Here is a 17,110-nt window from a genome sequence, read left to right as displayed (position 1 = left end):
TGCTCATTTTGATTAAATCCTGTTCGTAACTTTATAATAAGCAAGACCAATTATTTCATGAAATATTGTATTCCAATTAGACACGCCTTTAGAAATATCAAAATTTATCCAAAACATTTTACTAGTGCCTGTCTGGTAATCAACAATAATTGGCTCTAAAATAATTCCTTGTTTCTTAAATGAAAAAAAAGATCTTGGCATGTGACTTGCTGTTGTTATTAAACCCCACGCACCTTTATTTTGAAGAATAAACTCTTTGGAAAAACTAACATTTTCAAGTGTATTTTTTGATTTTTCTTCAAATATTAAATTATCAATTTTAACTCCTTGATCGAAAAAAAATTTTTTTGCATTTTGAAACTCACTCCAACCTTCTGGATACAGTTGACTAGAAAAACCTGAAAATAATATTAAAATTTTAGGATTTTTCTTATAAATTTCTAAAGCTTTTGTTAATCTTTCAGCTCCACCATTAATTGATGTTTCATTTCTTTCTTTAGAAAGCAAACCAGAATTCAAACTGCCACCCATAACTATAACACCCTTTAATTGCTCAACCGGATATTTAGAAGGCTGAATATAATCCTCTATCTTATTAAGCAAAAAATTACTTAAAGGAATATAGCCAAAAAATAAAAATAAAATTAAAAATAATTTAGAAAAAAAAATAACAAATTTTTTTGAGTTTGTGAAAAATATTATAAAAATTAATGAAAATATAATTAAAAATAAAATATATAAAGGATTAATAAAAAAATTTACAATTTTTGATAAATAAAGTTCCATAAAAAATTTTATTAAATAAAATCTTCGTTATATAATTTAGAACTTAAAACAATTCCAAGTCCTATCATATTTGTGAGCATGGCCGTACCACCATATGATAATATTGGTAACGGTACCCCGACGACAGGCAATAATCCTGTTACCATTCCTAGATTTATTGCAATATATAAGAAAAAATTAAAGGCAAAAGCATAGCAAAATATTTTTGAAAAATTATTCTTACTCTGATCTCCAATCAAAGTTACTCGCTTAATTATCGAGAAAAATAACCACAATAATAACAAAGAACCTATCAATCCAAATTCTTCAGCAAAATGAGAAAATACAAAGTCTGTATGGTTCTCGGGGACAAAATCTAATGAACTTTGTGATCCTCTTAAGTATCCTTTTCCAAAAATTCCACCTGATCCTATTCCAATTTTAGATTGAATAACTTGATAATTTGCACCCAAAGGATCTCTTTCTGAATTAAAAAAATTAACAACTCTTTGTTTTTGATAAGGTTTCATTCCTGCAAAAATAAAAGGTAGACATAAAATAATAATTATAAAACCAGATATAAAAATTTTTCGATTTAAACCTACGATCCACAAAGTTCCTAGTGCTGCACCTAGAATTAATACTGCAGTTCCAAGATCTGGTTGTCTTAAAACTAATAAAAATGGAATTAAAATTAAAATTGCAGCAACCAGCAATGAAAATATCTTATTAGTATTTTCAACTTTTACCAGGTTATAAAACTTTGCAAGAACTAATATAATTGCAAGTTTTGCAACTTCTGAAGGTTGGACGTGAAAAAATCCAAAGTCTAGCCACCTTTGAGCGCCTTTAGCTGTTACACCAACAAATTTTAAGACTATTAAAAAAAATAATATTAAAAAATAAAAATGATATGCATATCGATACCAAAAATTTACATGGGTAAAAGCAACTATAATTAAAATTATAAATGCAAATATAAACCTAACTAAATGTTTTAAATAAATAGTTCCTTGCCCCTTATCTATTGAATACAAAGATAAAATACTTATTAATCCTAATGCTAAGATCATATAAATTAAATTTCTGTCTAATTTCTGAAATTTTTCAATTAATAAGAAAATTTTAGATACTTTTACTGTTTCACGCATTGGATATTCTCTTTTTAAATAAAAAATCAAACATGCTGCTGGCAATCGGAGCGGCAACCCTTGATCCAGGGCCAGCGTGTTCCGCAACTACTGCCACTGCATATTTAGGCTCTTCTACTGGACCAAATCCTGCAAAAAGAGAATGGTCTCTGTATTTATATTCTCTACTATTTGGGTTTGCATTATCTTCTCTATCTTTAATGGTCAGTTTTGTAACTTGGGAGGTTCCTGTTTTTCCGGCAAATCTTAACTTACCGGTTAATCTAGAACCATAAGAAGTTCCTCCCGGCTCATTTGTTGCTGCAACTAAAGCATCATTTATTATTTTTATATTTTCAGTATCAAAATCCATACGACTTAATTTAGATTTTTCATCAAGATAAAAAGTTGGATTAACTATATAACCTCCGTTTGCAAATTCAGCCATCGATTTACAAATTTGCATTGGTGTAGCCAATATATAACCTTGTCCTATTCCTGTAATTAAAGTCTCTCCTAGCAACCACGGTTTACCTAGAACATTTTTTTTCCATTTTGTATCCGGAACTAAACCTTTTTTCTCTTCGTCAAAATCTTTTAGTGTTGTTTGTCCAAAATTAAATTTTCTTATTGTTTCCGCTAATCTGTCAACTCCTAATAGTCTTGCCACTTCATAAAAATAAATATCGCATGATTTTTTTATCGCATCTTTTAAGTTAATTCTTCCATGCCCTCCATCTTTCCAGCAATAAAACTCTTGACCATATAGCTCAATCTTTCCAGAGCAAAAATGAGTGTAATCTTGATCGACAATTTTGTTTTCTAAAGCTGCCAAAGCTATAATTGGTTTTACTACCGATCCTGGAGGGTATTGACCTGATAAAAACTTATTAATTAATGGTTTTCTTTCATTCTTTAATAATTCATTAAATTCTGGTTGGGTTATCCCAAAAGCAAATTTATTTGTGTCAAATGAAGGAGTTGATACGCATGCTAAAACTTCACCTGTTTTAATATCCATCGCAATTGCAGATCCGGCATATCTACCAAATTTTTGATAAGTTAATTTTTGAAGTTCAAGATCAAGGGAGGTTTTTAAAGCATTGCCACTTACTCCATCTACAAATTCAACTGTTCTAACTGCTCTTCCAGCTGCATTCACTTCAAAACGAGTAAAGCCTGGAGTACCAATAAGTTCTCTATTTAATATTTTTTCAATTCCAAGTTTTCCAATCTTAATTCCTGGGGTTCTAAAAAGATCATCTTTTTGATTTTGCAGATCATTTTCATTAGGAACACCTACGTAACCTAATACATGAGCAAATTCATAAGGGTAATTATAATGTCTCTCCATTGAAATGAATGGTTGAACCCCATTTAGAATAAAAAGATTGCTGTTTATTTTTGAAAACTCTGCCCATGTTAAATTTTTATTTATAACATAGGGTTGAAATTTTCTTAGTTTTGTAAAATCTGTCTTTGTCTTTTCAATTATTTCGCTATCTAACCGTAAAAACTTATTTAATGTCACAAGAACAAAATCAAGATCAGTGACGTCTCCTTTTATTAAAGCAATTCTATAAAGTTGACGATTTTCTGCTATCTTGTTATTAAAACGATCTAATATTAATCCTCTCTCAGCTGCAATTTTCCATTCTTTAAAACGATTTCGATCAGATAGAATTGAATACTTGTTTTTTTGAAAAACTTGTAACCACAAAAGTCTAAGACCAATTAAACCAAAAAAAGTATATTTAGCAGTAGTTAAAATTGCTTTTCTTCTATTAATTATACTTGTTTTTGTTTGATAACCTTCTGTTGGTCTGTGCTTAAAAAGCTTCATAAAAATATAGACAATATAACATCAAAAATGCTAAATCGTCTCACTTTTTTGGAGGAAAGCAAATATTAAAATAGAAGTTAAAAATGACAATTTAGAGCAAGCTCTTAGAGCTTTAAAAAAAAAATTACAGAGAGAAGGTGTATTTCGCCTGCTAAAAATTAAAAGTCACTTTGAAAAACCATCAGAAAGAAAAAAGAGAGAGAAAGACGAAAACACAAGAAGAGTTAAAAAATTTAAAAAACTAAAAGCTCGTTACTAAACTCAAGATTATAGTAAAAAAATAGCCATCAAAATTAAAACAAGAACTATAGAAACCGATATATACACTGTTAATTTCTTGAAATTAGACCAAGTTTCTATTTGAGGATTTATATCCATAAAATTTCTAACCTTGTCGTGCTTTAAACTTAGGATTTTTTTTATTAATGACGTAAAGTTTTCCTCGTCTTCTAACCACTTTACAATTGATATCTCTTTTTTTAAGAGATTTTAATGAACTCACAACTTTCATAAGGACTTTAATTATACATTAAAAGACACTTTGTAAAGAAAAGTTAACGATTATTCATTAAAAAATTATTTACATAATCTTTTAGCTTAATTTTTGCAGATAATCTTATTATTTTATTATTAAGATTCATTTTTGTTAAAGCAGATGCAAAACGCTCTCCTTTTCTATTTGGCAAATATCTAATTTTATTTTTAAATAATTTTGCAAGTTGAATAATACTATAAGACTGTTTGCTTGCGATACAGTAGTGTTTGCATTTATTTTGTCTCCACGCAAAAATACATGCTTTTACGGTATCATAAACATGAGTAAATCTTCTCATTTGTGTCCCAGGTCTCACCACTGGTAATTTTTTTTTCTGCTTAAAATTGTCTTCAAATATTCCAACAACCGTTGCCATATCACCTTGGCAAATTTGCTTTTCTCCATACACATTATAAAAGTATACAACTTCATATCTAAAATTAAACCACTTCTTCAAATTCTCTAACAGTTCTAAATTTTTAGCTTTTGAAAAAGCGTAAGGAGATAAATTCATGTCCTTCCCTTTATTTCCTAAACTTGCAGAGGTTGCAGAATAAATTAATCTAATATTGTTCTTTAATGCAAAATTAAATACATTTGAGCTTCCTTCAATATTAGAGTTGAAGCATACATTTACTTGTTTGAAGCTTTGATAAATTCTTGCAAACTCACCAAAATGAAAGATGCTATGAATTTTACCAATATAACTTTTCAATAATAGTTCTAAATTTTTTGTACTTCCCTTGAAATACTTAACTCTTTTATTTTTAATATGATTTTTAGACGAACCGGATGAATAATTATCAACGCTTATAATGTTGAATTTTTTAAATTTTAAAAGTTGAGATACTAAATTAGATCCTATAAATCCAGCACCTCCAGTTACTACCAATATATTTTTCATTAAATATTTAACGAGGATTTATAAAGCCTGGCAACGTCCTACTCTTCCGTGCCTTAAGACAAAGTACCATTGGCGCTAAAGGGCTTAACTGCCGAGTTCGGAATGGGATCGGGTGTTACTCCTTTGCAATAATCACCAGGCAAGGTTTTATACATAAATAGTATTCGTTTGTAAATATAATTGAAATTTAAACTAAATCTTCTCAATTTAACAAAAGTAGATAATTTAAAATATAGTGCTATAAGATAAAAACTTTATCGCGGGGTGGAGCAGTCTGGTAGCTCGTCAGGCTCATAACCTGAAGGTCCTTGGTTCAAATCCAAGCCCCGCAACCAATTTAAGTGACGCCTTTAAGGACAAAAATTTAATAACACAAAAAGTGACATGAGAAGAAAGAAATTTTATTCGAAAATTATAAAAAAATACCTAGAAAATAAAATTGATAATACTATTTTAGTTTTAGGTGCGGGAAATTTAGACAAAGAAGTTTTAGAGAAATATTCAAATATTTTTTTTACTAATGTTAACGAACAAAATGAAAAAGAAATAAAGAGCAACATATTCATGCAAAATTTGCCATACAATGACAATAGTTACGACTACGTAATTACCCATGCATCAATTCACCATTGTTCAAAACCTCACGCTGCAATTTTAGAGATGCTTAGAGTGGCAAAATTTGGAGTAATTTTTATAGAATCTCGCGATTGCTTTTTAACCAGATTATCTTGTTCGTTAGGTTATTCAGAGAAATACGAATTTTCTGCAGTAAAAAATGACGAGCGTGGAGGTGTAGATAATACAAATGTTCCAAATTTTGTTTATCGATGGACTGAAATGGAAGTTTTGAAACTTATAAATTCTTACAAACCATTAAATAAATACAAAATCTATTTTGATTACGACTATGATTTTAAATTTTTGAATAACTTTTTTATAAATTTTTTTATCTGGATTTTTTTTCATATATTTATAAATCAAAAAAATTTAATGTCCGTTTATATTAAAAAAAACTAATTGTTATAACTTAAAAAAATAAAAAAGTTATTTTACATTATAGGTAACTAGGAAATTTATTTATCATTTTTTAATAAATAATTTTTAAGAGTTAAATCAAAACCTTTATTAAGGTCTATCCTTGGGAACCAGCCATATTTTTTAGCAATTGAACTATCAATAATTTTTCTTGGGGTACCATCAGGTTTAGATCTATCTAAAACAATTTTACATTTTAAGTTTATCTTTTCTAAAATGAACCTCGCATAATTTAATATACTTCTATCATTACCTGCTCCAACATTAATTAAGGTTTCTTTTGTCTTCTTATTCATAAAATAAATACATGCATCTGCCAAATCATCCACATACATTAATTCTCTTTTTGGTTTTCCACTCCCCCACAATATAATCTGTTTTTTTTTATTCTTTTTAACTTCAATTGCTTTTGCTATTAAAGCTGAAAAAAAGTGAGATGTTTTAAGATTATAATTGTCATTTGGACCGTATAAATTGCACGGCATTAAACATTTATAATTAGTTTTATATTGAAAATTATAACTTTCGCACATTTTAATACCTGCGATTTTAGCTATAGCGTAAGGTTCGTTTGTTTTCTCTAATTCTCCAGTTAATAAATAATTTTCTTTGATTGGTTGTTTAGAATTTCTTGGATAAATGCAGCTCGATCCTAAAAAAATTAATGATTTTACTTTATTTTGGAAACAAGAGTGAATAATATTATTTTGTATTGCTAGATTGTCATAAATAAAATCAGCCTTGTATTTATTATTTGCATAAATCCCGCCAACTTTCCCTGCTGCATTAATAACAGCATCAATCTTATTTTTTTTAAAAAAATTAAATACCTGTTGTTGATTTCTTAGATCTAATTTTTTTTTATCTACAGTTAAAATTCTTTTATAATCAAAATATTTTAACCTTCTAACAACCGCCGATCCTACTAAACCTTTATGGCCTGTTACAAAAATCCTACTTTTCTTATTAATCATTAAATCTTTTCATCTCTTCGCTTACCATTTCTTTTGCTAATGAATAAATATCATAATCTGGCTTCCATTTTAGTTCTTTTCTGGCTTTACGTGAATCTCCTAATAAAGAATTTACTTCTGAGGGTCTAAAATATTTTTTATCTACAGAAATAATTTCTTTATTATTTAAATAGCCTTTTTCATTTAAACCTTTGCCTTTCCAAATAATTTTTATTCCTAATTCTTTTGCCACTAAATAAACAAAATATTTAACCAAATACTGTTTACCTGATGAAATGACATAATCTTTTGGGTTTTTTTGCTGTAACATTTTCCACATAGCAACAACATAATCCTTTGCATGACCCCAATCTCTTCTGGCATATAAATTTCCGAGATAAAGATGTCCTAATCCAGTTTGTACTATTTGACAAAGCGCAGTGACTATTTTCTTTGTAACAAAAGTTTCACCTCTTATTGGACTTTCGTGATTAAATAAAATTCCATTACAAGCGAATATATTGTACGATTCTCTATAATTGACAGTAATCCAATGCGCATAAAGTTTTGCAGCTCCGTAAGGACTTCTTGGATAAAAATTAGTTTTTTCATTTTGCGGGGGTTTTGACGCACCAAACATTTCTGAAGTACCGGCTTGATAAAATTTAATTTTTTTAGAAAGTCCTAACGTCATTATTGCATCTAATATTCGAAGAGCTCCAATAGCATCAACGTTAGCGGTATATTCAGGTACTTCAAAAGAAACTCCAACATGAGATTGTGCTCCTAGATTATAAATCTCATATGGCTTTGTTTTTTTAATTATTTTTAAAACAGATAATGAATCAGTAAGATCTCCATAATGCATATAAAAATTAGTTTTCTTATGGGGATCTAAATAAATATCATCTATTCTGTAAGTATTTAAAGATGAGCTTCTTCTTTTAACTCCATGAACGATGTAATTTTTTTTTAATAAAAATTTAGCTAGATAGGCTCCATCTTGACCCGTGACACCAAAAATCAGTGCAATTTTTTTCATATAATATTAAAAATATATTTATAATTTTTTTATAATTTAAAATTATTTAAGTTATTTATCTAAAAATTTAATAAAGATGTTTGTAGCATAAATTATTTTAATTTACTAAATTTTCTATTTTTATACTTGATAGAAACTTCTTTAATATTAATTTTTTTATGGAACAAATTATATTTAAATATTGCATAAATTGCTTTCAATCCATCAATAAAAAATATTTTTTTACCTTGCTTATGAGTCCTTCCATGGTAAGAAATAGGAACTTCTAAAATTTTTATACCTAAAGAAGATATTTTTGCTGTAAATTCAGGACAAAAATTAAAACCATTCTCTCTTAATTTGATCTTTTGTAAAATAGCTGATCTAAAAACTTTATAACATGTATGAGCGTCGGACAAATTTTGGTTATTTAAAATATTAGATAAAAAAGTTAAAAAATAATTAGCAAGCATTCTTATTATTGTATCAATAGATTTTGGTCTAAATCTTTTTGCTCCTAACAAAACTCTTGAGCCATAAACAATATCTGCAGTAGAATTAATTATAGGACAAATAAGTTTTAAATAATCTTTCGGATTATATTCTAAATCTGCATCTTGCACTATCACAATAGAACCACGAACTTTTTTAAATCCTTGCCTTAAAGCATATCCTTTACCAAAATTTTTTTTTAAAAAAATCTTTTTTTGATAAAGACCTTTGCATTTATTTTTAATAATTAGTTTGGTTGTATCGGTAGAGCCGTCGTCTACTAAAATTACTTCTTTTTTAAAATCTTGAATTTTTTTTATTTTTAGTAATATAGCTTTAATGCTTTTTTCTTCGTTATAAATTGGAATTACAATTGAAATTAACATTTTTTTAATATTTTTTATATTTATGAATAAAAAAAATATTCCTTACTGACAAGGGGTTTAAGTGTCCAAATCTATCAAAATTAGTATTATTTATTTTTTTTATTCTAACTAATAAATTTTTTTCTAAATTATAATAATATTGAGAATAATTTTTTAACTGTTTGACTATTTTATCATGTAAAAGATTATTATATTCAATCAAAAATGCTGGTTTATATTTTTTTATAGTTTTTTTCATCCCTTTTATAACTTGAAAATCATGACCTTCGGTGTCAATTTTGACAAAATCTATCCTTTCATTAATTTTTAAATCATCAAATTTTTTGATCTTAATAACTTTTTTCTTTATAACTACTTTTTTATTAGGAAATGTACTTAAACAACTATTTTTTAAATAATCTTTGCTGAAACTAGAAAAATAATGAATAAATTTTCCGTTAATGAAAGGCAAAAAAAAATTTAGTTTATTGTTTTTTGAGCCTAATGCTAAATTATGAATAAAAATATTAGGATCTTTTTTTTTAATTTTTTTTAAAAATTTATTAAATAAAAAATAATTGGGTTCAAAAAGATGAATTGTATTTGTAAAGCCCATTCTTCTTAAAGCTAATGTGGACGTACCTGTATTAGCTCCAATATCAAGAAAGGAGTTAACATTTTTACTAAAAATTTTTTTAATACCATAATAATCTTTATCATGGGGCAAAAAAAATTTAAAATGAGTTATATTATTTAAAATTAGCAAAATAAACTGTGGATGTCTTTCTAATTTTCTTATAAATATAAATAAAACTGTTCTCAATAAATTTACTAACATAAAAAATAAGTTGCATTATATTTTTTTATATTCTTTTTTATCATCAATTTTTCTAGCATTTGCTGGCTTTCCTTTCTATAAAAATGAAAAAAATTATAAAACTTCTCCGTTATTATTAATTATTTTTGGATCAATATCATTATCAGTTTTAACTTTGCTGATTAATTTTTTTATTCCTTTAACTCCAAAAATTAACACATTAATTTTTTTTATTATTTTAATTTTCGGTTTTTTTTATCTTTTCAAAAAAAAAATTATATTAAAATTTTTCTATACTGGGCTTTTAATAGCAACACTATCTACATTAATAATCACACTAGATAATATATATAGACCAGATGCCAACTTGTATCATCTCCCTTACACGAAAATATTAAATGACAATAAAATTATATTTGGCATTTCAAATCTACACTTTAGATTTGGGCATACCTCAATTTTGCAATACTTAAATGCTATTTTTAATAATTTAATTTTTAATGAAAACGGAATCATTTTGCCATCGGCAATAATTTTTTCAGCAATAGTTTTGTATTTTTATAATGAAATTACAAAAAATTATTTTAACGACAAGATATATGTTTTTTATATATTTCTTGCTCTATCCTATATTCTTTATGGTTATAATAGATATTCTGAATTTGGCAATGATGTAGCGAGTCATCTCATATTTCTATTGACGTGTTCTTTTTTCTTAAAAAAAAATATGGACAACTCACTAAGACCGGAAGAAATTAGTAGAATAATTATATTATCAATTTTTTGTTTCACATTGAAGCCTACGCTTATATTAATTTTATTAATACCCCTGTATTATTATTTTTTTTTTTATAGAAAGTATTTTTTAGTTAACACTATTAATATTTTTAGCTTATTTTTTTTAATAATATGGTTTGCTAAAAATATAATTATTTCAGGATGTCTCATTTATCCAATTGAAATTACTTGCTTTGATCAGTTGCCTTGGTTTAGTTCAGATATAAATTTTGATTTCGCCCCTAAAATTCAAAGCCTTGAGAATGAAGCTTGGACAAAAGGTTGGCCCGATTATCGTGGAGAACCAATAACGCAGCAGTATTATGTAAAAAATTTTTTTTGGTTTAAAACTTGGTTTTTAGGGCATGGCATACTAATTATCAAAAAAATATCTATATTTATTATTTTTTCTTTTACTATTTATTTATTTTTAAAAAAATTTGAGAACAGTGATATGACTTATTACAAAAAATATAAATCGGAAATTGTAAAAAGACTTTTTTTTTTATTAATATTATCTTTTTCTGGAATTTTATTATGGTTCTTTAGATTTCCAGTTTTTCGATATGGCTCGTCTTATTTGGTAATTTTTATAATAACAATTTTCACTTTACTTGCCACTAAAATTAACCTGAGAAACAAAAGTGAAAAAAAGCTTTATAAATACATAAAATTTACACTAATATTATTATTTACATTGTTTGCTCTTAAGCACATTGTAAGAATTTATAAAAACTACGATACATACTACATCAATTATCCTTGGCCAAAATTTCATTCAAACAGACAAATTGATGGAAACTTTGAGATAACTCCGATTAAAATAAACGGCGTATTTGCATATTATTTATTAAAAAGCATAGATGGTTGCGGGTATACTATGTCGCCATGCGCAATAAGAAAATTAAAAAACATAAATTTTTTAGTTAAAAACGACTATAAATTTTTTAATTTAATAAAATAAAAATAATTAGGATATTTGCAGAATAATAACTATATTTTAAAGTATTTATTTATTATTTTGAAATTCTAAATTAATGTAATTTATTTTGTATTTTAAAAGAAATTTATGTCTAATGTTATAAAAATATCAATAGATAGAATTTGATATTAAAGAAAATATTATAAATTTTCTAATAAGTATTTATTATAAAAGAATTTCGAAATTGATTAACATTCTTTAATTGATCATTGGATAAATCAAAAAAAATAAAAAGAGAATTATTGGGTTTGAATCTTTTATAGTAGTTATTATTTTTTTTAAATTTATAATATTCAACAAATACAATTTTTGTCGGATATAATTCATATAAAATTATATCATTATAAAATGTATGTTCACCGGCAATATTATTGTTTGTATAATCAGACATACGGTCTTTGTGAATTAAAAAAACACTATCTATATTGTTAATATTTTTTAGTTCAGAAATTTTATCTCTATTAATCTTAAAATTTAGATTACTTAAATTTGAATAATAAATTTTATCGGTTACGAATAAGCCTATTGTTTTTTTAGGTGTAACAGAAATTAAAAATATTATAAAAAAAAATAGAACATAATTATTATAACTTTTTTTAAAATTCTCAATAATAATAGAAATATAAAAAAGAAAATTAGCAAGTAATAAAATTGCGATATATCTCTGTAATGCTAATATTGAAATTTTTTCAATCTGAAATTTAAGTATGAAAACTACTGAAGAATAAATAAAAATAAGAAAAAAAGAAATTAAAATTAAATAAAATTTGTATCTAAAATTAAATAATAATATTAACCCAAGTAATAAAATGTATATAAATAGAGGTATTTGAAATTGTAGAAAAAAATTATTTATAGAAAAAAAAGTTAATATACCATTAACTAATGTTCCAAAATGTGAAAAATAAATTGGAGAAGTAAATAACTCAATAAAATTTATGCTAAAAAGTTGGTATCTTATAAATTTTATAACATTCTCAATTATTGTCTGAATTTCATAATTCCCACGCAAAATTAGTTCCGTTGGTAAATAATAATAAAAAATTAAAATTAAAAAAGAAATTCCAAAAAAACAAGTTATATTGATAATAGGATTTTTATTATTTTTATAAAAAAAAATCGCAAAAAATAAAAATAATAAAATTAGTGCATAGATAGTTGAGGCTCTATTAATTAATAGTAATGTTAAAAAAATTATAATAAAGGAAATAGAGAATTGTAAAGTTTCTTTATTTTTTTCTTTTGTTGCAAAAAAATATATTAATTTTAATAAACAAGAAAAAAATACTGCTAGAATTGGATCTGAATAGATGGATAAAAAACCAAAACTTAGATTATTTAATAATAAATAGAAAATCAAAAATATAAAAATTTTTTCAACACTTAATAATTTTCTTTCATAAAAAAGATAAAAATAACCACAAATTAATAAAATATTGTTAGCAAATATAGCTAAACCTTCTTTATAATTAAAAAAAACTAATAAATATTGAAATAAAGAAGTTCCTTTTGGATGATGGTTAAAATGATTGTAAGGTTTTAAACCTAATAATAATTCTTTTAAAGAACGCCCCCAGTATGTAAATTCATCTTGATCAAGATAATATCTATCTTTACTTACATAAAAAATAATTAAAAAAAAAAATATAAACTCTAAATTAATACCTATTTTGATTTTAGTAAAATTAGGAATTAAAAATAGAAGTGAAAAAATAGAAAAAAAAAAAAAAAAAAAATTAATATGTAATAAAATAGGCGCTGACGTTGAGCCTTCTTTAAATACTAATTTTAAAATTCTTTATGGACCCAATAATAAAATTATAGAATTCAACAAAAAACCAAAATTCAATTTATTATTAGTTTATCCTTATTGTCAGCTACATCTACCTTAATATTAAAAAAAATTATATTTTGATCTAAAAAAATAATATTGAATAATGGAATTATAAACAAAAAAGAAATTAAATCTAAAAGAGTAACTATCGTACCTCCACCAAGCAGTATTAAAAAAAAAATTAATTCTTTTTTTTTATAAATCAAACTCAGAGTTTTAATTATATCCATGCATAATACCCGCAATATTGTTTTTACATTTATTCTTTTAACAAAAATTTAAATATTATTTTCACCCCAAAAATACTTGGGTTCGTATTTTAGATAAGAATAGTAACCTAATCTTAATTTAATTATAGATTTTCTTTTCTTAATATATTTTTTTACTAAATCTTTTAACTTTATAGGTTTTCCACTGCAAACATTAAAAATGCCATTATTTTTTTTCTCTATAACCAATAATATTTTTTTAACCATTTTGGATATAGGCAAATAATCAATCATTTGATCGCCTTTGCTCATTTTAAAATATTTTTCCTTATTTCTAATAGATAGTCTTAATTGAGAAAATATGGAATTTTTATTTTGCCACTTACCATATGAATAATAGAGTCTGAGCCATTTAAAATTAAAAGTATAGCTCTTTTGTAGATTGGATATTTTTTTATATAATCTAACTTTTGCCAGGCCATAATTTGTGACTGGATTGGCCTTTTCATTAACTTTTTGCAAACCTTTTTTCATTCCATACTCTTGGCAAGTTCCTGTAACAATTAAGTTTTTAATTTTTCTTTTTTGTAACAGTTCTTTTATAAATTTATAATGAATTAAAACATTTTTTTTTAACTGATCAGGTGAATTATAATTTGGTAATCCCTCCCAAGCTAAGTAAATAATAGTAGAATTTTTTGAAATTTTATTAAAATTTATATTGAGATTATTCAGATTAAAATTAATATAATTAATCTTAACAAACCATTTAAAATTTTTAATATCCTTAAAACTTCTTGCTAAAACTGTAACTTTATATTTATTTTTTATTAATGCTGGTATTAAGTGCTTTCCTATATAACCAGTGGCTCCGAATACAATAATTTTTTTACTATACATGATCTAGCTAAAAAAAACTTTTCTAAAAGCTTTTTTGAATCGTGAATCCAACCCTGAATCATATATATTTTCTATGTTGTTAAGAATATATTGCCTAATTACATCAAAAAACGCCCTACTTTTATTTTCTCTAAAAGACAAATAATTTTTTCTTGTTGTTGTTTTTAAATTCGTTGAATATGCATATTCAGTTGCCAACTCTGAATAATACTCTTCTTTATTTATACTCAATAAATATTTTTTAATAATATCTTTTAATACCATAATATCAGAATCATCATTTGATTTTAAATCTCTATATTCATGAATTGTTGGCGTATTATAATAATCTCGTAATCCAAAAAAATTAGGCAAAACTTTAACTCCGCCAACTAACAATATTGATATTTTTTCTAACTGCTCTACACTAACAAAATACTTGAGTTTACAGACATATCTGCTTAAAATTTTATGTGATTCAAAGCTTCTAACACCGTAGTGTGTGGGAGGACATCCCAATCTATAAGCAGATTCTAAAAGAACAATATTGGTGATAAAATTTTCAGTATTAATATCAAAATCATTAGGTAAATGATTAATTAATCTATATCCCAAAAATTTATATTTAGGATTATACTGTAAACACAAGTATCTCCCAGTAACAGCCGAGTAAGATTTGTTTTTTTTTAAAAAATCACTTCCTATAGAATAAAATCTAGGATCAACAATGTCATCATCTGAGCAGTATGAAATAAAATCGGTAGTATTAAGTGCATCAATTAATTTAAATCTTTTTTGATAAGAAACTTCATAATAGTAATTGACATTATATTTTTTTGCTATTTCTTGATTTTTTTTTTTTTCTGTTAAATTTGTACTACCATCTAAAATGTAAACTTTGCTTTTAATCTTTAAAATAAAAAAAACATTTAATTGCCTTTTTAACAAGCTATTCCTATTATATGTAAATATATATACTGAATGATTATACATTGTGAATTTTTTTATTGTACAACATTAAGTCCCGAGATGAATTTTTATTCATATATATCAAATTATGTTTACCAATATCTGTCCCAAGATCTTCATAATTATTATTCATAAAATTTGAGTAGTATACTTTGCAAGCTTCAATTTGAGAAAATTTCATAATTCTAGCTTTTTCCGGATTTATTAAAAAATACTTATATTCTTTTACGTTTTTAGGATCTTTAAAGATTTTAAAAGAGCTGGTTGGATTAATGCTTGCTGAAATTCCTATTTTATTAAAAAAAGCTAGCTCATAAAGAATACTTCCATTGATTGAAACGCCAAAATTAATTTTTTTTATTAGATCAAGATTATTAATATCATTATCAATCCACTCAACTGCAGGATACTTGTTTTTTAAAATTTTTATTATTTTGATATTTTCGTCTATTTGATTAGGGTGAGACTTAACTGCAATTTTTAAATTATACTTATTTATGCAATTAATTGTAAAATCTGCCCATAAATAGTGGTCTGCAAAAATATGTTTAAAACCCCTATCGTGCGGTGCATCAAAAAAATCATGTAAAAATAAAACACCATTAATTCCGGACTTATTTATAAATTTTAATTTTTTTTTGTAGGCATTGTTCTCATTCAAATAGTGTCCACTAATTTCATTTTTTCCATAAAATTTTTTGATAATTTCTTTTTTTGCTTGCTTGATCTTTGTCTTTTTATTTTTTAATTTTTCGAAATTTTTTTTTAAATTTAAAAAATTATCATTATGAAGAGGGTCCTTTATAGATAATTTTTTAGCATACGAATGTTTTCTTCCATACGAAAAAACATTAATTTTTTTTTCTAAAAAAAAACGACAGGGTATACCGTGATGGATGTAAGATGAAAAAGTTGTAAAATAATAACTAATTTTTTTTTCTAAAGAAATATTAGATAAACTTTCTATAATAGCTTTACTAATAAATAATAATTTTTCAAAATAGGCATCGCTAATATCAATAGTTTTTTGTGCCCTAAATCTTAAGTATGTATCGTAGATTAGATCACCTATATTTAAATTTTTTATTTTGATTTTCAGTACGTTAGTTTTCTTTTGGGTACTTTTATTTTTTTCACTTTTGTAGTAAAGAATATTTGGTGTAGTGTAAAATTTATTAACACCGATTGATTGATAAAGTTTTTTCCATTTCTTAATTCTTATTTTAAAAACTACAAAGTTTTTAAACTCATTAAAAAACTCGAATAAACTTACATTTTTTTTTAATACTTGGAAATTATATGGAATTATACCGATTGGTGTAAAGCCTTTTTTTAAAAAATTTTTTACAACAGATTTCATATTTAATAAGAAAAAATAATCTTGAGCAATTTGAATAGCTATATATTTTCTATTATTAGCATTTATTTTATATTCTGACTTATTTGAGGCTATAAATTCTTTTTCATTTGCATCAGCAAAAAAATTTAAATTAAGAAACTTTTTATATATTTTCATATTTGGATCCAAAATGTAAATTTTTATAAAGGCTCCTCAATAAATGATTGATTATAATATTATTTATTTTTTTTTCTTTTATTT

General features: G+C 24.8%; 18 protein-coding genes, 1 tRNA gene and 1 rRNA gene. 5 read left to right on the top strand and 15 right to left on the bottom strand.

The annotated features are described in order from the left end of the window. Window positions 1-12: 12 nt before the first annotated feature. From AC8GER_RS01180 to mrdA, 3 genes are read right to left on the bottom strand one after another with little or no spacing between them, the layout of a single operon-like run. Window positions 13-786: a YdcF family protein gene (locus tag AC8GER_RS01180; protein ID WP_506598153.1), complete on the bottom strand. Its 774-nt coding sequence runs from the start codon at window positions 784-786 to the stop codon at window positions 13-15. A gap of 11 nt (window positions 787-797) precedes the next feature. Continuing rightward, a complete protein-coding gene (gene rodA / locus AC8GER_RS01175) occupies window positions 798-1,916 on the bottom strand; it encodes a rod shape-determining protein RodA (protein ID WP_506598152.1) in 1,119 nt (372 codons plus the stop codon). Continuing rightward, window positions 1,909-3,738 (bottom strand): penicillin-binding protein 2, encoded by a 1,830-nt coding sequence (mrdA, locus tag AC8GER_RS01170; protein ID WP_506598151.1) that lies wholly within the window; start codon window positions 3,736-3,738, stop codon window positions 1,909-1,911. The genes rodA and mrdA overlap by 8 nt, the downstream gene beginning before the upstream one ends. Before the next feature lie 64 nt (window positions 3,739-3,802). Between mrdA and rpsU the strand changes: the two genes are divergently transcribed. Beyond that, window positions 3,803-3,997, top strand: a complete 195-nt coding sequence (gene rpsU / locus AC8GER_RS01165; RefSeq protein WP_029207103.1) for a 30S ribosomal protein S21 — start codon at window positions 3,803-3,805, stop codon at window positions 3,995-3,997. Between the two features lie 8 nt (window positions 3,998-4,005). On the opposite strand, the gene AC8GER_RS01160 is transcribed toward rpsU, so the two are convergent. From AC8GER_RS01160 to rrf, 4 genes are all read right to left on the bottom strand, one after another. Next, window positions 4,006-4,116 carry an aa3-type cytochrome c oxidase subunit IV gene (locus AC8GER_RS01160; protein WP_506598150.1) on the bottom strand — a complete coding sequence of 37 codons (111 nt, stop codon included), beginning with the start codon at window positions 4,114-4,116 and terminating at the stop codon, window positions 4,006-4,008. A gap of 7 nt (window positions 4,117-4,123) precedes the next feature. After that, window positions 4,124-4,249 carry a type B 50S ribosomal protein L36 gene (gene ykgO, locus AC8GER_RS01155; protein WP_017969707.1) on the bottom strand — a complete coding sequence of 42 codons (126 nt, stop codon included), beginning with the start codon at window positions 4,247-4,249 and terminating at the stop codon, window positions 4,124-4,126. A 43-nt stretch (window positions 4,250-4,292) separates the two neighbouring features. Beyond that, complete coding sequence (locus tag AC8GER_RS01150; protein WP_506598149.1) at window positions 4,293-5,177, bottom strand: NAD-dependent epimerase/dehydratase family protein; 885 nt, start codon at window positions 5,175-5,177, stop codon at window positions 4,293-4,295. A 25-nt stretch (window positions 5,178-5,202) separates the two neighbouring features. Beyond that, window positions 5,203-5,317, bottom strand: a 5S ribosomal RNA gene (rrf, locus tag AC8GER_RS01145). A gap of 118 nt (window positions 5,318-5,435) precedes the next feature. Here rrf and AC8GER_RS01140 point away from each other — a divergent pair. After that, window positions 5,436-5,512, top strand: a tRNA-Met gene (locus AC8GER_RS01140). A gap of 49 nt (window positions 5,513-5,561) precedes the next feature. Next, entirely contained in the window at window positions 5,562-6,194 is a 633-nt protein-coding gene (locus AC8GER_RS01135; RefSeq protein ID WP_506598148.1) for a class I SAM-dependent methyltransferase, read from the top strand. 56 nt (window positions 6,195-6,250) lie between these two features. Here the strand turns inward: AC8GER_RS01135 and AC8GER_RS01130 are convergent, their stop codons facing one another. From AC8GER_RS01130 to AC8GER_RS01115, 4 genes are all read right to left on the bottom strand, one after another. Next, on the bottom strand, window positions 6,251-7,186 hold the full coding sequence (locus tag AC8GER_RS01130; RefSeq protein ID WP_506598147.1) for a GDP-L-fucose synthase family protein: 936 nt from the start codon (window positions 7,184-7,186) through the stop codon (window positions 6,251-6,253). Continuing rightward, complete coding sequence (gene gmd, locus AC8GER_RS01125) at window positions 7,179-8,207, bottom strand: GDP-mannose 4,6-dehydratase (RefSeq protein WP_506598146.1); 1,029 nt, start codon at window positions 8,205-8,207, stop codon at window positions 7,179-7,181. The genes AC8GER_RS01130 and gmd overlap by 8 nt, the downstream gene beginning before the upstream one ends. A gap of 92 nt (window positions 8,208-8,299) precedes the next feature. Then, window positions 8,300-9,064: a glycosyltransferase family 2 protein gene (locus tag AC8GER_RS01120; RefSeq protein ID WP_506598145.1), complete on the bottom strand. Its 765-nt coding sequence runs from the start codon at window positions 9,062-9,064 to the stop codon at window positions 8,300-8,302. 4 nt (window positions 9,065-9,068) lie between these two features. Further along, window positions 9,069-9,881: an FkbM family methyltransferase gene (locus AC8GER_RS01115; protein WP_506598144.1), complete on the bottom strand. Its 813-nt coding sequence runs from the start codon at window positions 9,879-9,881 to the stop codon at window positions 9,069-9,071. Window positions 9,882-9,891: 10 nt separating this feature from the next. Between AC8GER_RS01115 and AC8GER_RS01110 the strand changes: the two genes are divergently transcribed. Further along, window positions 9,892-11,601 (top strand): LIC_10190 family membrane protein, encoded by a 1,710-nt coding sequence (locus AC8GER_RS01110; protein ID WP_506598143.1) that lies wholly within the window; start codon window positions 9,892-9,894, stop codon window positions 11,599-11,601. A gap of 169 nt (window positions 11,602-11,770) precedes the next feature. Here the strand turns inward: AC8GER_RS01110 and AC8GER_RS01105 are convergent, their stop codons facing one another. Next, window positions 11,771-12,979: a hypothetical protein gene (locus AC8GER_RS01105; RefSeq protein WP_506598142.1), complete on the bottom strand. Its 1,209-nt coding sequence runs from the start codon at window positions 12,977-12,979 to the stop codon at window positions 11,771-11,773. A 310-nt stretch (window positions 12,980-13,289) separates the two neighbouring features. On the opposite strand from AC8GER_RS01105, the gene AC8GER_RS01100 reads away from it, so the two are divergent. Beyond that, window positions 13,290-13,511, top strand: a complete 222-nt coding sequence (locus tag AC8GER_RS01100) for a hypothetical protein (RefSeq protein ID WP_506598141.1) — start codon at window positions 13,290-13,292, stop codon at window positions 13,509-13,511. Window positions 13,512-13,731: 220 nt separating this feature from the next. Here AC8GER_RS01100 and AC8GER_RS01095 read toward each other — a convergent pair whose 3' ends face one another. The 3 genes from AC8GER_RS01095 to AC8GER_RS01085 are packed head-to-tail and all read right to left on the bottom strand — an operon-like array spanning window position 13,732 to window position 17,026. Further along, entirely contained in the window at window positions 13,732-14,562 is an 831-nt protein-coding gene (locus AC8GER_RS01095) for an NAD-dependent epimerase/dehydratase family protein (protein WP_506598140.1), read from the bottom strand. Between the two features lie 3 nt (window positions 14,563-14,565). After that, complete coding sequence (locus tag AC8GER_RS01090; protein ID WP_506598139.1) at window positions 14,566-15,489, bottom strand: glycosyltransferase family protein; 924 nt, start codon at window positions 15,487-15,489, stop codon at window positions 14,566-14,568. Window positions 15,490-15,526: 37 nt separating this feature from the next. Further along, on the bottom strand, window positions 15,527-17,026 hold the full coding sequence (locus AC8GER_RS01085) for a hypothetical protein (protein ID WP_506598138.1): 1,500 nt from the start codon (window positions 17,024-17,026) through the stop codon (window positions 15,527-15,529). Window positions 17,027-17,110 lie beyond the last annotated feature (84 nt).

Origin of the sequence: Fontibacterium abundans (SeqCode), assembly GCF_965235095.1 — a bacterium.
Taxonomy (GTDB): domain Bacteria; phylum Pseudomonadota; class Alphaproteobacteria; order Pelagibacterales; family Pelagibacteraceae; genus Fontibacterium; species Fontibacterium abundans.
This window is presented reverse-complemented; position numbering and strand designations above follow the sequence as displayed.

Coding starts and splice junctions, on each gene's coding strand:
- AC8GER_RS01180 (WP_506598153.1), bottom strand. CDS start 786: ATGGAACTTTATTTATCAAAAATTGTAAATTTTTTTATTAATCCTTTA.
- rodA (WP_506598152.1), bottom strand. CDS start 1,916: ATGCGTGAAACAGTAAAAGTATCTAAAATTTTCTTATTAATTGAAAAA.
- mrdA (WP_506598151.1), bottom strand. CDS start 3,738: ATGAAGCTTTTTAAGCACAGACCAACAGAAGGTTATCAAACAAAAACA.
- AC8GER_RS01160 (WP_506598150.1), bottom strand. CDS start 4,116: ATGGATATAAATCCTCAAATAGAAACTTGGTCTAATTTCAAGAAATTA.
- ykgO (WP_017969707.1), bottom strand. CDS start 4,249: ATGAAAGTTGTGAGTTCATTAAAATCTCTTAAAAAAAGAGATATCAAT.
- AC8GER_RS01150 (WP_506598149.1), bottom strand. CDS start 5,177: ATGAAAAATATATTGGTAGTAACTGGAGGTGCTGGATTTATAGGATCT.
- AC8GER_RS01135 (WP_506598148.1), top strand. CDS start 5,562: ATGAGAAGAAAGAAATTTTATTCGAAAATTATAAAAAAATACCTAGAA.
- AC8GER_RS01130 (WP_506598147.1), bottom strand. CDS start 7,186: ATGATTAATAAGAAAAGTAGGATTTTTGTAACAGGCCATAAAGGTTTA.
- gmd (WP_506598146.1), bottom strand. CDS start 8,207: ATGAAAAAAATTGCACTGATTTTTGGTGTCACGGGTCAAGATGGAGCC.
- AC8GER_RS01120 (WP_506598145.1), bottom strand. CDS start 9,064: ATGTTAATTTCAATTGTAATTCCAATTTATAACGAAGAAAAAAGCATT.
- AC8GER_RS01115 (WP_506598144.1), bottom strand. CDS start 9,881: ATGTTAGTAAATTTATTGAGAACAGTTTTATTTATATTTATAAGAAAA.
- AC8GER_RS01095 (WP_506598140.1), bottom strand. CDS start 14,562: ATGTATAGTAAAAAAATTATTGTATTCGGAGCCACTGGTTATATAGGA.
- AC8GER_RS01085 (WP_506598138.1), bottom strand. CDS start 17,026: ATGAAAATATATAAAAAGTTTCTTAATTTAAATTTTTTTGCTGATGCA.